We start from the raw sequence: 14,024 nt of genomic DNA, 5'->3' as shown, positions 1-14,024 counted from the left end.
CCACCAGAGGGACTTAGGCAATAGCCGGTGTTCGTTCAGCCCGCCTTAGCGCGATGGTTCGATCAGATCCCAACGATTGCCATAAAGGTCATCAAAGACAGCAACCTAGCCATAGGCCTCGACCCTGGGCTGCTCCTGAAAATGCACCCCGGCTGACGTCATACGCGCATAATCGGCTTCAAAATCATCCGTTTCCAGGAAGAAGCCGACACGTCCACCTGTCTGATTGCCTACTGCAGCTGTTTGGTCTGCCCCATCGGCACGGGCAAGTAGAAGCTGGCAACCTCCGCCAGTGGGTGACACAAGCACCCAACGCTTATTGGGACTGAGTTGTGTGTCTTCAACAAGCTGGAACCCAAGTTTCTCGCAATAGAACGCAATCGCCTCATCATACTCGCGCACGAGGAGGGCTATGGTCGCAATACACTTGGGCACCAGATCAGCTTTCTCTTCAACACGCATTTTCTCGGCACATGCCGGATCAAGCGTGAGCGAATTCCCAATAAAGTTCACGCGCTTTGGCTGCAATTGGGCCAGGCTCAATGGACCGGGTTTCGATGCGGTTTACCGGAGCAACCTTGCTGTAATTGCCTGTCGAGAAAATCTCGTCCGCCTCAAGGAATTCGCCAAACGACAAAGTCCGCTCATGAACCTTGTAGCCAGCGCTTCGCAGCAGCTGAATGATGCGCTGACGGGTAATGCCGTTCAAGAATGTGCCGTTTGGAACCGGCGTGTGGACCTCACCATCCTTGGCAAGGAAGACATTGGCGGACGTCAATTCGGCGACATTACCGAGCATGTCGCAGACCACTGCATTGTCGAAGCCGCGCGACTTGGCTTCCAGCATGGCGCGGGCATTATTGGGATAAAGACAGCCAGCCTTGGCGTTGACCGGCATGCACTCCATGGTCGGGCGACGGAAAGCAGAGAGCGTAATGCTGTTGGCAGCTTCCTTGCCAGCCATAGGCGCGTCAAACAGGCACAGGCAAAATCGTGTGCTGTCCGGATCAGCAGCAATCACGCCAGGACCATCGCTCTCAGACCAGTACATCGGCTTGATATAAAGCTGTTTGTCGGCGGAAAACTTCGTAACGCCTTCCTTTGACAGATCAATTATCTGTCCAGCCTGCATGGTCGGCTTCAACCCAAGCGCCACGGCAGAAGCGTTCACGCGTTCACAATGCAGATCAAGGTCAGGCGTGGTTCCCTCGAAAAAGCGGGCCCCGTCGAACACACTTGAGCCGAGCCATGCTGCATGGGAGCGCGGCCCCATCATCGGAGGATTTCCCTCGTGCCACGTCCCGTCAATCCAGGTCCACGTCTCGCTCCAGCCGCTCATTGCCTTCTAAGTCCCTTTTTCATGATTTCTTGTGAGGAGAAAACGCCTAACCGATCTCACCGTCAACATCCAGTCTTCATCCAGCCCAAATTGAGAGGTATATTCCTGAAATTTGCTCTATACGCAAAATTTCCGGCATTATCGATTTTCTCAGGAAAATACTCACAACGCTCTACCTCAGTCATTTTAAGAGCCCAATTGCGTATATGTGCCGACTGGTATGGCTGCCGCGAAAGACCGGCGTTCAAGCTCGAAGTTCTATTTTTGTTCTCAAGTGTCTTGTATGTTAGGGTTAATCATCACTGATTGGATCTGAAAGCAGCAACGCCGCCATCAAAGAGAGACAAAATGGAACAACGCCTCAGCATGATCACTCTCAGCGTGCCCGATGTGGCCAATGCCCGTCATTTCTTTGAAGAGGGCCTCGGCTGGACCCGCGCCAAAGCGCCTGAAAAAGACATCGCCTTTTACCAGACCGGCAGCAATGTGCTTGCGCTCTACAGCCGCACAGCACTCATAAAGGAACTTGGCCAAGACGTGGCGGAGCGGACCACCGGAGGAGTGACAATATCCTGGAATGGCCGCACTGAGGCGGAGGTCGATGCCGCTTTTGAACAAGCGCTTGCAGCTGGAGCCAAACAGGTGAAAACACCAGTCAAAGTCTTCTGGGGGGGATATTCTGGCTATGTAGAAATTCCCGGTGGCCATTTGCTGGAACTGGCTTTCAATCCCTTCTGGCCAATTGCTCATGACGGATCGATTACATTAGAGACATGAGCGTTCCGACACATAAATTTGGATCCACTGACGCTGAAACTGCAATTCCAGGACCAGGCCGACTTCATTTAAGATCGAACATGCCCCCTGCTGTTGCTGAGCATTCACCATGCCGCCTATTAGACTATTGTGCATTGCAATAAAACTTGACGTTTGTACCTAGGCGCTGTCATCTGGGCATCCTCTGCTTTCATGATACGGATCCGTTTAAATGAAAGCGGTCAGTTTGCTTTGCTCTTCATGATGGAAGAGCATCTGTGCATTGTGATTTTCTCAAAACCGGAGTTTTTCCATGGCTTACGCCGCCTTTGTGTTCGATGCTTATGGCACCTTGTTTGATGTGCACGCAGCGGTTCGCAAACACGCGGAGAAACTGGGCCCGGATGCAACGGCATTTTCTCTGGTTTGGCGACAGAAGCAGCTGGAATACTCATGGGTACGGGCCCTTATGGGCCGTTATCAGGACTTCTGGTCCCTGACCGAGCAGGCTTTGGACACCGCCTATGCGCTGTACCCTTCCGCTGACCAATCCCTGCGCAAAGATCTTCTGAACGCCTATTGGACGCTCGACTGTTATCCGGAAGTGCCACAGGTTTTGACCGATTTGAAGGCAACTGGCGCGAAGGTTGCTATCTTGTCCAATGGCTCGCCTGCGATGCTGGACGCTGCTGTGAAAGCTGCCGGACTGGCCGACCTTGTTGATGAGGTCTTTTCCGTCGACGCGCTAAAGACTTACAAGACAGATCCGCGTGTCTACGACATGGTGACGACCCACTTCCGCATCTATCCGGAAGCAATTTCGTTCCAGTCATCCAATCGATGGGATATTGCAGGGGCAACCGCCACCGGTTTCCGCACGGTCTGGATGAACCGGACAGCCCAGCCGGACGAGTATCCGGATCTCGCCCCCAGCGCGGTCCTGAACGATCTGACCGGCCTGAAGACGCTAGGCTGATGACTGAACAATCTTTCCTGTCAGTTTGCTTCAGGAAACGCTTTGCACCAACGAGTATTTACTGAACTGCATCAAACATCTCTTGTGAAAAGGCCGGGAACACGTCCCTTCTTTTTCACATATTGAAGTTGGATTACTCTGCCGCCCTAGCCGGTTCATAGCCCAGCGCCTTGTTCAGCTTGGCGATAAGGTCAATGGCAGCCTCGGCGATGACTGTGCCCGGTGGAAAAATGGCTGCAGCGCCAGAGGCGTAGAGTTCATCATAATCCTGAGGTGGAACAACGCCGCCGACAACGATCATGATGTCGCCCCGGCCCTCGTCCGTCAGCGCCTTTTTAAGCGCAGGCACCAGCGTCAGATGGCCAGCTGCCAGCGAAGACACTCCAACAACGTGAACGTCGTTTTCTACGGCCTGACGGGCCGCTTCTTCCGGTGTCTGGAACAGCGGGCCAATGTCAACATCAAATCCGAGGTCGGCAAAGGCAGATGCAATCACCTTCTGGCCGCGATCATGGCCATCCTGCCCCATCTTGGCCACCAGTATGCGGGGACGGCGACCGTCGTTCTTGTCAAAGGTCTCGACCAGCCCCAGAACCTTATCGATGGTCTTGGACATGGCCCCGGCCTCCCGCTTGTAAACGCCCGATATCGACTTGATCTCGGCTTTGTGACGCCCGAAGACCTTTTCCATGGCCAGGCTGATTTCGCCGACGGTTGCCTTGGCCCGCGCCGCCTTGACGCAAAGATCCAGCAGATTTCCTTCTCCCGTCTCAGCGCCCTGTGTCAGGGCATCCAGCGCGGCCTGTGTCTCTGCCTCATTGCGCTCGGCGCGAAGGCGCTCCAGCTTGGCAAGCTGCTGAGAACGCACATCTGCATTATCAACCTTCAGAACGTCGATCGTCTGTTCGCTGTCCGGCTTGTACTTGTTGACGCCCACCACAGTCTGCGCGCCACTGTCGATGCGCGCCTGTGTCTTTGCTGCGGCTTCTTCAATGCGAAGTTTTGGAATGCCCTTCTCAATGGCCTTGGCCATGCCGCCCAACTCTTCGATTTCACGAATATGGGACATGGCCTTTTCAGCCAGATCATTGGTCAGCTTCTCGACGTAGAAAGACCCGCCCCAGGGGTCGATCACCGAGGTTGTCCCGCTTTCCTGCTGCAGGAACAGCTGGGTGTTGCGGGCAATCCGGGCAGAGAAGTCAGTCGGCAGGGCCAACGCCTCATCCAGCGCATTGGTATGCAAAGATTGAGTGTGACCTTGCGTAGCGGCCATCGCCTCGATGCATGTCCTCACCACGTTGTTGAACACATCCTGCGCAGTCAGCGACCATCCGGATGTCTGACAATGGGTCCGCAGAGACAGGGACTTCGGATTTTTCGGTTCGAAGTTTTCCTGCATCAAAGTAGCCCAGATCAGGCGGGCCGCCCGGAGCTTTGCCACTTCCATGAAGAAGTTCATGCCGATGGCCCAGAAGAACGACAGGCGTGGCGCAAACTTGTCGATGTCCATTCCAGCATCAACACCAGCTCGGGCATATTCGATGCCATCAGCAATCGTATATGCCAGCTCCAGATCCGCCGTCGCTCCGGCTTCCTGCATGTGATAGCCGGAAATCGAAATCGAATTGAACCGCGGCATGTTCTGAGAGGTATAGGCAAAGATGTCGGAAATGATCCGCATCGAAGGCGCTGGCGGATAGATATAGGTGTTGCGGACCATAAATTCCTTCAGAATATCATTCTGAATTGTGCCCGACAGATCCGCCTGAGTAACGCCCTGCTCTTCCGCTGCAACTATATAAAGAGCGAGAACCGGTAAAACCGCACCGTTCATCGTCATGGAGACGCTCATTTTATCCAGCGGAATGCCGGAGAACAGCGTGCGCATGTCATAAATGCTGTCGATGGCCACGCCAGCCATGCCGACATCCCCGGCAACACGCGGATGATCACTATCGTAGCCTCGATGGGTCGCCAGATCGAACGCGACAGAAAGCCCCTTCTGCCCTGCGGCCAGATTGCGCCGATAAAACGCATTGGAAGCTTCTGCGGTAGAAAAGCCCGCGTATTGGCGCACGGTCCAAGGCTGCTGCACATACATGGTCGGATAAGGCCCGCGCATGTAAGGCGCCAGGCCTGGCACCGTATCCAGATGGTTCAAATCTGCCGTATCAGCTGACGTATAAACGCCGGACACGTCAATATCTTCTGGTGTATTCCAGACAGGAGCTCCCTTGGCTTCTGCCGGGTCCAACACATCTTTATAAGGGACCTTGGAGAAATCAGGAATTGAGGTCATGATAAATCCTCCAGATCATCGGCTATTCCAAAGCGGGCGTGAGCCGCTTGAAGGAGACCGAGAAGATTGCAACCAGCAAAGATAAAGGTATCCACTCCTGCAGCCTTGTAAGCCACCTGTTCATCACCTGGTTTGCCTGCCAGATAGAGATACTCGGCACCTGCTGCCTTGAGGGACCTGGCAGCCGCCTCCGCCTGATCTGCATAAACCTTGTCCGAAGAGACAAGACAGGCAATGCTGGATCCAGACACTTTGAAAGCTTCCAGCATATCCTCAAAGCTGTCATAAACTACACCGCCGAGGCAGTTGACCCCACCTGCGGCGAATGCATTGGCAACCCACGTCGCGCGTGCCGTAAAGTGTGACAGTGGCCCAAGGCACGCCAGGAACACATTTGGTGCGCCGCCAGCCTGCGTATCAGCGAGTTCTCTGAGAACCTCAAATGGCTCAGAAATCCGTGAAGAATGCAGCGGTGCCACATTCATGGCGCTCCTGGAAGACATCGCCAAAGGCAGTGCCCTGGCCATTTCAACGCCCCTTGAAAACGCATGGCAGGCCATCTCGAAACGCTCACCGGCACCCGGTTCGCAAAGGGCAATAGGGTCCAGCATTTCCTCGACGGGTGCGGGGGTGACTTCCAGAACGGCAACGGGCTTTTCAGCCAGATCCGGGAACTCACTAGCCCCTGTAATCGGTCGCTTGCGGTGCGCCACTTCATCGTTTCTACGGGACTGTGTCTTGGAAAGCCGCCCCTGAATCCATCCCTCCTGCAAAGATCTGATCATGCCACCGCCAGCGTCAATCTCTTGCAAGAGTGCCCAGGTACTGGCCACAAGAGCATCCGTATGTGCTTCTATCGCGCCAGAACCGGCTGCCGGATCGGCAACCATGTGAAGTTGGCTTTCCTCCAACAGGATGGATTGCGTATTACGCGCAAGACGCCGAGCAAAGGCGTCGGGAAGACCAAGTGTCCGAGTAAATGGCAAAACCGACACACTGTCGGCCCCGCCAACGCCTGCAGCAAAGGTCGCAACTGTGTTGCGCAACAGGTTCACCCAAGGGTCGACCTTGCTCAACATCCGATAGGATGTCTGCATGTGAAGCTGTAATGGCTTCTGCTCCAGACCACAGGCATCCAGTATCGAGGCCCAAATGCGCCGTGCGGCCCGCGCCTTTGCAATTGTGCCAATTTGGTCTGCTTCAGCGACCAGCGTCAGTGAAACATGTTTCTGCCAGCTCTCAGCTGGAACAGAATGTCCATCCATTACACGCAGATAGGCAAGCAAAGACGCCATCGTGCAGGCAAGTTCCTCAGCCTGGCTGGCGCCGCCGTCATGCCAGATCCTGCCATCTGCTGAGTAGAAGCAAGTGTTTGCTCCAGCACGCTCGATGGCGAAAATCCCATCCAGATTGCGGCGCCATTGCTCTTCAATCGGCAAGTTCGACTTGCCCCGTCGCGCAAGTCTTCCAATTGGGTCGGCGCCCAGGTTCACCTGAACAAGCGATGGATCGATGGATCTCTTTTCCAGATACGCCATCAACATGGCCAGGTAAGCAGGCGCGCCGTATCCTGCTCCGATCCGAATTTTAACGAGGTCCAGGAAGACACCGTCAAGGACCTTTTCGAGGTCAGAAATGCACTCTACCTGAAGCCCATACCCATCTGCGGTCAGCAGTGCAGTCGGAAACACAAGCTCCAGACCATCGGCTCCGCCCTCAAGATCGTCATGAATCTGACGATTGGCCTCTACCGGATCCGGGATGTCGATGCGCTGAAAAACAGTCCAGGGCTTTTGGGCCTCCCGTGCGCTGCGCGGCATCGCATCGATGCGCCGCGCAAACAGAGGGGAGAATTCGAAGCCATCCTCCGTCTGACCATTCAAACGGCTCAGCGGAGCTCCTTTTAAGGCTTTTTCAGCCGCCGCGAGCCAAGATTGCTCGGTCTCTCCCAAAAAAATCTGCGGTACATTCAGCGACATAACAATCTCCCGATGCAGCCTTTTAATCCCTGCCGGGAAGCCAAAGCAACTCAGCACATTGTCCCAGGCGCTGAAAAGCCCATTTTTTAGCCGAATCGCAAGGAAAGCCTCATTGGCTTGTTCACTCTTCGAGCTCCCCGCTCCGACCTCCGCCCCAAGATGCCTTCAAAACAGGCAACCAACATAAACAAAGCCTCATGAAGTACATCGAAGCTGCCGAAAATTATGCCAATGGAATTAAAGCAGAAACAATTGGACAAAAATCTGGCGCGACAGGCCAACTTTGAGGCAGGAATGTGATGGCCCTTCCGATATTTCTAATGTAACTTATACACATTGCCGTATGGGAAAGTAACACCCCTAAGCACCAGAAAAACTTAAAACGGCACTGTAACTTGAGGAGTATTATCAAGAATAACTAAGTAAATAAACCCCATCTGCTGACTGTTGTTCAAAAGTCACAAAAAGTGACATGCGACAGAACGCTCATAAAGCAATCAAAGATTGCAAAAAATGGATGTGCACAATGAACGATCAAATCGAGCTAAAAAACAAAATCCGCGCCATATCTGAGGCAAATGCCGCCCATCACGTTTTGGATATCCTTGAATCCAATCTGCGTCGTATGGGTGCAACGCATGTTCTGGTAACCGGTCTCCCAATGCCGAACCGGCCGATCGACAGCCTTGTTCATCGCTTCCGCTGGCCTGATCAGCGCAACGATGGCATCGAAAGCGCTTCTCTCTCCGCCAATGACGGCGCCCTTATGTTGGGACTTGATTCAAACCGCGCCAAGATCTGGACCGTTTCCGCTGGTGACATGGAGCATTCAGACCTGCTTGCTGCTGCTGGTGAAGGCAGCGAGATGATCATCGTGCCGGTGACTGAATTGCATCCGTTCCAGGCATTCGTCTTCGCGGCTGGTCCTTCGATCCAGGCAACGAAATGGGAACTGAACGCTCTGGAACTCTTGTCCGCAGCAGCCTTTGCCCGCCTTCGGGATCTTGGCGTTGTGTCCGGTCAGCGACCAGGTGCGCTTTCCACCCGCGAACGTCGCGTTCTGGAACTGACTGCATTCGGTAAAACAGCTGGTCAAATCGCAGACGTTCTGGAGATTTCTCAGCGTACAGTTCATGCACACCTGCAAAATGCCAGTGTAAAACTGAATGCCTCCAATAAAACCCATACGGTTGTCGAAGCCCTTCGCTACGGACAGATCCGGGTTTAAACGAGACAATATTGCACGGTAACCTGCACGGTTAAGTGCCAGGCTGACAAAACAACGTTCAGCCTTGGGGGGAACATACAAGCGCCGACGACAAACGCCGGCGTAAACGATCTTATCTCATTTCCATGATTTCGAAAAACGTGACCACAACCGCAATTTCTATGCGATTGATGGTTTTTAATTGCTTGCCCCCGACGATTATTATCGGGAGACCATCAAAAAAAGGCACAGCATTCATGCCGCGCCTTCTTCATCAAATAACCATCCACAGAACTTAAACTCAGTAAGACATCACTGCAGGAAGTTCTTTGGCCTGATCGACCCACTTGATCACTTGGGCTTCTCCCGGAACCTGACGAACAAGCTTTTTTGCTTCGTTCACTTCGGCCATTTTCGCGGCCAGATTTTCCGGCTTGCGATGCTTGAGTTCTTTCACCGTATCAACGCCAGCCGCTTCGAGAAGCTCCGAATACTCTTCCCCAACGCCGCTGATACGCATCAAGTCAGCCATATTCGCCCACTTGAGAATATGACCGGATTCGATGCCGGTTTCCTCAGCAAGAGCCTTGCGACCCTTGGGGTCTTTTGCCCGCTCCAGATAAGCTTCTGTTGTCTTGATGCCAACAGCTCCCAGCTTTTCACTATAGACTGGGCCAATACCTTCAATTTCAGAGATCGAATACGACATATCCCAAGTTACTCCCTAGTTGAACTCCAACTACATTAGCGACAATTAAACGATCTGGCTCAATCCCGGGATCTGCGAAATCACTTCATCAACAACGTCATCCCCTGCTTTTTCCTTGGCAAAGCTCACCAGCTGACGCACCACTGTTTGAACCTCGTCCATTCCAAGACCAGCAGACGTCAGTTCATTCAAGGCGCCCATGGCCCCCATGCCCGGCATCATACCGGAAAGTCCGCCAAGAAGACCGCCGCCGCCGCTTGCAGCTTCCTTTTCGGCAATCAGCTCTTCTGCGCCTGGAAGCGCACTCAGAACCTTCTGCATTTGCTCATCCGGTCCATCCTTCTTCAGAAATTTCAGGATGATTGCGATGGCCTCACGTGCAACATCCTGTTCAATTCCTGCGGCAGTAGCGATACGATTGATGAGTTCGTCCATTTTTGTCTCCAAATAGCTGCGGATCAGGCAGAAACACTCGTCCAAATCCCATTACAGAGGCTATACACTGTGTCATGGGCCTGCGTCGACGGTGACTTTACGTTATGGGAAGCTTTTGCACCGCAGTACTTTGCCTGAAAGGCTTCGGCCGAGGAATGGCACCAGAGAATGGGACCGGAGATCGGGGACGACGACAGAATGGACAGCATATATATTGGCGGCAGCATCAAGGACGAACATCTGCTACTCAAACTCGCGAACCGGCATGGCTTGATCACAGGTGCCACGGGCACCGGCAAGACGGTCTCACTGCAAATTCTCGCGGAAGGTTTTTCCGCAGCCGGTGTGCCTGTCTTCTGCTCCGACATCAAAGGCGACCTGTCCGGCATTGCAGCAGCGGGCGCAAAAAAAGACTTCCTCGAAAAACGCGCGGCTGACATCGGTTTTTCCGATCGCTATGTTTATGAAGCGTTTCCAACCACATTTTGGGACCTTTACGGCGAACAGGGGCACCCGATACGAACGACAGTTTCCGAAGTCGGCCCATTGTTGCTAGCGCGTCTTCTGGAACTCAACGACACTCAGGAAGGCGTCTTGAACGTCCTGTTCGAATTGGCAGATGATGAAGGTCTGTTGCTGCTGGACCTGAAAGATCTGCGTGCCATGCTGGCCCATGTTTCAGACCGCGCATCTGAATTGTCCCGTCTTTATGGCAATGTGTCCAAATCGTCCATCGGGGCAATCCAGCGCCGATTGCTGGTGCTTGAACGTCAGGGCGGAGACCATCTATTCGGCGAACCGGCTCTCGACATTCGTGATTTCATGCGCACGGCACATGACGGACGGGGCGTAATAAACATCCTTGCCGCTGACAAGCTGATGTCATCGCCAAAGCTCTACGCAGTCTTCCTTCTATGGCTGCTGTCGGAACTCTTCGAGGAACTACCTGAAGTAGGCGACCCGGAGAAACCCAAACTCGTCTTCTTCTTTGACGAAGCGCATTTGTTGTTTGATGATGCACCCAAGGCCCTGATCGACAAGGTTGAGCAAGTTGTTCGGCTGATCCGCTCTAAGGGCGTCGGGGTCTATTTCGTCACCCAGAACCCGGCAGATGTGCCTGAAACCATCCTGTCCCAACTGGGCAATCGGGTCCAACATGCCCTGCGTGCCTTTACCCCGCGCGACCAAAAGGCCGTGCGCGCAGCAGCCGAGACCTTCCGCCCGAACCCGAACCTCGACACGGAACGGGTGATTACCGAACTTGGCGTCGGAGAGGCCCTGGTCTCGACCCTGGAAGGCAAGGGCATTCCGTCCATTGTTCAGCGAACACTTATTCGCCCGCCCTCCTCCCGTTTGGGACCGATCACCCAGGCAGAGCGCCGTTCCTTGATCCAGTCCAGCGCCGTTTTCGGTCTATACGAACGCCTGAAGGACCGTCATTCTGCTTTCGAAATGTTGGCACAGCGCGCGCAGGACCAGCAGCGGCAGGAAGACAAACAACGGCGACAAGAAGACCTACATGCTGAAAAGCATGGGGAGCCACGGCGTACCCGCTCCGGTTTCGAGCTCCCCGATTTTGGCCGAGATGACCGGCCAAGACAGAAAAGCAGGCAATCCTCTGCGCGTCGGCGCAGCAACAAGGACAGCGTTTTGGAAGCCGGTATGAAGTCAGCGGCCCGCAGCCTGGGGTCATCCCTTGGCCGCGCTTTGGTGCGTGGACTGCTCGGATCGTTGAAACGGGGATTTTGATTTGAAAGCCGAGAGTGAAGTCAAAGAACCAGGAAAACCATTAAGTTTTACCTCGACAGGTCCTTCGGATGCTCCTGTTATCAACCACGAACGCAATGCGCTTCGGGTTGGCAAATGGGCAAACCTCTCCATGGCTGGCGCTGGCATCATTGCAGCATGGGCCTCTCATTCGGATGCCATGCTCGTCGACGGGCTTTATTCTGGCGTCAACTTCCTGTCTGCCATTGCGGCTGCCCGCATCGGCAGCCGTGTAGGACTGCCCGCAACACGATCCCGGCCATGGGGTCAGGATTTCGACGAAACTCTTTATGTGACCTTCCGCAGCTTGATCCTGGTTGGTGTGCTGGGATTCGCAGCCATTCTCAGCATGTCCAAGATCCTGACGTTTGCGACCGGCGGCGAGGTTCCAACGCTGAACTTTGTCCCTATTGCGGTCTATTCTGTTGTAATCGTTCTGATCTGTGCAGGGCTTGCCATCAATTACCGCCGAGCCTATGCGAAATCTGGTGGCCAAAGCGCCATTTTAAAGACCGAAAGCAAAGCCGCCATGGTGGATGGCGTCCTCAGTGTGGGCGCTGGCGCAGCGCTATTAAGCTTGCCCCTTCTGAAGGACACACCGCTAGCCCCCTTCATGCCGATCGGGGATGCGGTTGTTGTGTTGATCCTCATCGCCGTCATTATCTGGCAGCCCCTTGCCTCCTTCAGGCAGACCCTCGCCGAGCTGGCAGGTGTCAGTGCACCGGCATCCACCGTTTCCATGGTCGCTAAAACCGCCCGGAACGCTGCTCGGGCTGAAGGCTTTGTCTTTCGCCGGGTCGCCGTCCTACGGGCAGGAAGATTTCACTTTGCTGCAATCTATATCGACCCGACCAGACCGGTCGAAGCCACTGAAATCGACGCCTTTCACAACACAGTAAAAATTGCCCTGGAAAAGGCGATTGGTCCGACCCGGACGGAAATCATTGTAACAGCTCGATCAAGATCACTGCCACCTGGCCTTCCCTGACAAGGGGCAACCGATTTCGATTTGCACCTGTCTTGCAAATATGCCCAATTGGGCTTTCTTGCCGAGTCCTCAGGCTCTCAACTCATTCATACAAATTAAGGATGACCGATGACCACCATCGAGAAGGTCCTCACACGAATTGATGCCGATCTGGAAAACAGCCTTTCGCGCCTGTTTGACCTGCTGAAGATCAAGAGCATCTCCACCGATCCCCAATACGCGCCTGATTGCCGCCTTGCTGCAGAATGGTTGGCCAAGGAGCTAACCAGTATTGGCATCGATGCGACTGTGCGCAGTACATCAGGCCACCCGATGGTTGTCGGCCATCGCAAATCCGGCAAGTCCGGCCCACATGTGCTGTTCTATGGTCACTATGATGTTCAACCGGTCGACCCTCTCGACCTTTGGGACGCTGATCCGTTCGAGCCCAAGATCGTCACCCGCGAAGACGGCACCAAGGTGATCGTTGCCCGTGGTTCAGCCGACGACAAGGGTCAGTTGATGACCTTTGTGGAAGCAGCCCGTGCTTTCATTGCAGAGACAGGCGATCTGCCCCTCGATGTTTCCGTGCTGTTCGAGGGCGAGGAAGAATCTGGTTCTCCTTCCCTGCATCCGTTTCTGAATGCCAACAAGGACGAGCTGTCCTGCGACCTGGCCCTTGTCTGTGACACCTGCATGTGGGATGCGGACACGCCCGCGATCTCTGTGATGCTGCGCGGGCTGGTTGGCGAGCAAATCACCATCAGGGCAGCCGACAGGGACCTGCACTCCGGCTTTTATGGCGGCGCGGCGAGGAACCCGAACCATATACTGGCAAACATCCTTGCCGGTCTTCATGATGAGACAGGCAAAGTCACGCTGGACGGGTTTTACGACGGCGTGATTGAACTGCCGGACACAGTTACCAAGCTTTGGGACGAACTGGGTTTTGAAGTTGCCAAATTTCTTGGCGGCGTTGATCTGGAGATTGCCGCCGGCGAGGCTGGACGATCCGCGTTGGAGCAAGTCTGGAGCCGACCAACCGCCGAAGTCAACGGTATGTGGGGTGGTTACATTGGCACAGGATTCAAGACCGTAATCCCGTCAGAAGCCTATGCCAAGGTGTCCTTCCGCCTGGTCGGAGACCAGGATCCCGACAAAATTCGCGATGCTTTCCGCGCCTATGTTCACTCCAAGCTCCCTGCAGACTGCAGCGTCGAGTTCCTGCCCCATGGCGGAAGTCCGGCTCTGAGACTTGATTTCGACAGCCCCGCTCTGGCAAAGGGTCAGAAAGCCCTGACCGACGAATGGGGCAAGACGGCAGCCCTGATCGGCTGCGGCGGATCGATCCCGATTGTCGGAGACTTCAAGTCCATGCTGGACATGGATTCCATGCTGATCGGCTTTGGTGTTGAAGACGACGCTATCCATTCGCCGAATGAGAAATACAATCTCAAGAGCTTCCACAAGGGCATCCGCTCCTGGGCACGTGTTCTCGACGAATTGTCACAAGACTGACCATAAAGGGCGGGCCAAGACCATTTGGCCCGCCTCTCCTTGGAATTTGGTCAGCAACTGCCACGCCCTTGC

12 protein-coding genes are annotated in these 14,024 nt (G+C 54.5%); 6 read left to right on the top strand and 6 right to left on the bottom strand.

Features of this window, described 5'->3' with window-relative positions:
• Window positions 1–105: 105 nt before the first annotated feature.
• Window positions 106–462, bottom strand: a complete 357-nt coding sequence (locus tag V6575_RS07290; RefSeq protein ID WP_422785537.1) for a VOC family protein — start codon at window positions 460–462, stop codon at window positions 106–108.
• Between the two features lie 19 nt (window positions 463–481).
• The gene (locus V6575_RS07285) at window positions 482–1,339 is read right to left on the bottom strand and encodes a branched-chain amino acid aminotransferase (protein ID WP_340273578.1); all 858 of its coding nucleotides are present in this window, start codon (window positions 1,337–1,339) and stop codon (window positions 482–484) included.
• Window positions 1,340–1,687: 348 nt separating this feature from the next.
• On the opposite strand from V6575_RS07285, the gene V6575_RS07280 reads away from it, so the two are divergent.
• A complete protein-coding gene (locus tag V6575_RS07280; protein WP_340273577.1) occupies window positions 1,688–2,116 on the top strand; it encodes a VOC family protein in 429 nt (142 codons plus the stop codon).
• Window positions 2,117–2,408: 292 nt separating this feature from the next.
• Window positions 2,409–3,071, top strand: coding sequence for a haloacid dehalogenase type II (locus tag V6575_RS07275; RefSeq protein ID WP_340273576.1), 663 nt, complete (start codon window positions 2,409–2,411; stop codon window positions 3,069–3,071).
• Window positions 3,072–3,204: 133 nt separating this feature from the next.
• Here the strand turns inward: V6575_RS07275 and scpA are convergent, their stop codons facing one another.
• Complete coding sequence (scpA, locus tag V6575_RS07270; RefSeq protein ID WP_340273575.1) at window positions 3,205–5,370, bottom strand: methylmalonyl-CoA mutase; 2,166 nt, start codon at window positions 5,368–5,370, stop codon at window positions 3,205–3,207.
• Window positions 5,367–7,349: a methylmalonyl-CoA mutase family protein gene (locus tag V6575_RS07265; RefSeq protein WP_340273574.1), complete on the bottom strand. Its 1,983-nt coding sequence runs from the start codon at window positions 7,347–7,349 to the stop codon at window positions 5,367–5,369. The genes scpA and V6575_RS07265 overlap by 4 nt, the downstream gene beginning before the upstream one ends.
• A gap of 526 nt (window positions 7,350–7,875) precedes the next feature.
• Here V6575_RS07265 and V6575_RS07260 point away from each other — a divergent pair.
• Window positions 7,876–8,577 carry a helix-turn-helix transcriptional regulator gene (locus tag V6575_RS07260; protein WP_340273572.1) on the top strand — a complete coding sequence of 234 codons (702 nt, stop codon included), beginning with the start codon at window positions 7,876–7,878 and terminating at the stop codon, window positions 8,575–8,577.
• A 280-nt stretch (window positions 8,578–8,857) separates the two neighbouring features.
• Here the strand turns inward: V6575_RS07260 and V6575_RS07255 are convergent, their stop codons facing one another.
• The gene (locus V6575_RS07255) at window positions 8,858–9,265 is read right to left on the bottom strand and encodes a DUF4332 domain-containing protein (RefSeq protein WP_340273571.1); all 408 of its coding nucleotides are present in this window, start codon (window positions 9,263–9,265) and stop codon (window positions 8,858–8,860) included.
• A gap of 45 nt (window positions 9,266–9,310) precedes the next feature.
• Entirely contained in the window at window positions 9,311–9,700 is a 390-nt protein-coding gene (locus tag V6575_RS07250; RefSeq protein WP_340273570.1) for a DUF2780 domain-containing protein, read from the bottom strand.
• 198 nt (window positions 9,701–9,898) lie between these two features.
• On the opposite strand from V6575_RS07250, the gene V6575_RS07245 reads away from it, so the two are divergent.
• The 3 genes from V6575_RS07245 to V6575_RS07235 all read left to right on the top strand — a co-directional run bounded on the left by V6575_RS07245 (window position 9,899) and on the right by V6575_RS07235 (window position 13,952).
• The gene (locus V6575_RS07245; protein WP_340273569.1) at window positions 9,899–11,449 is read left to right on the top strand and encodes a helicase HerA-like domain-containing protein; all 1,551 of its coding nucleotides are present in this window, start codon (window positions 9,899–9,901) and stop codon (window positions 11,447–11,449) included.
• Window position 11,450: 1 nt separating this feature from the next.
• Window positions 11,451–12,455, top strand: coding sequence for a cation efflux transmembrane domain-containing protein (locus V6575_RS07240; RefSeq protein WP_340273567.1), 1,005 nt, complete (start codon window positions 11,451–11,453; stop codon window positions 12,453–12,455).
• A 108-nt stretch (window positions 12,456–12,563) separates the two neighbouring features.
• Window positions 12,564–13,952, top strand: a complete 1,389-nt coding sequence (locus V6575_RS07235; protein WP_340273566.1) for a dipeptidase — start codon at window positions 12,564–12,566, stop codon at window positions 13,950–13,952.
• Window positions 13,953–14,024 lie beyond the last annotated feature (72 nt).

The organism is Roseibium algae, from assembly GCF_037783265.1.
Classification (GTDB): Bacteria; Pseudomonadota; Alphaproteobacteria; order Rhizobiales; family Stappiaceae; genus Roseibium; species Roseibium algae.
Note: the sequence above shows the minus strand (reverse complement) of the source record. Positions and strands in the feature narration are given on the sequence as shown.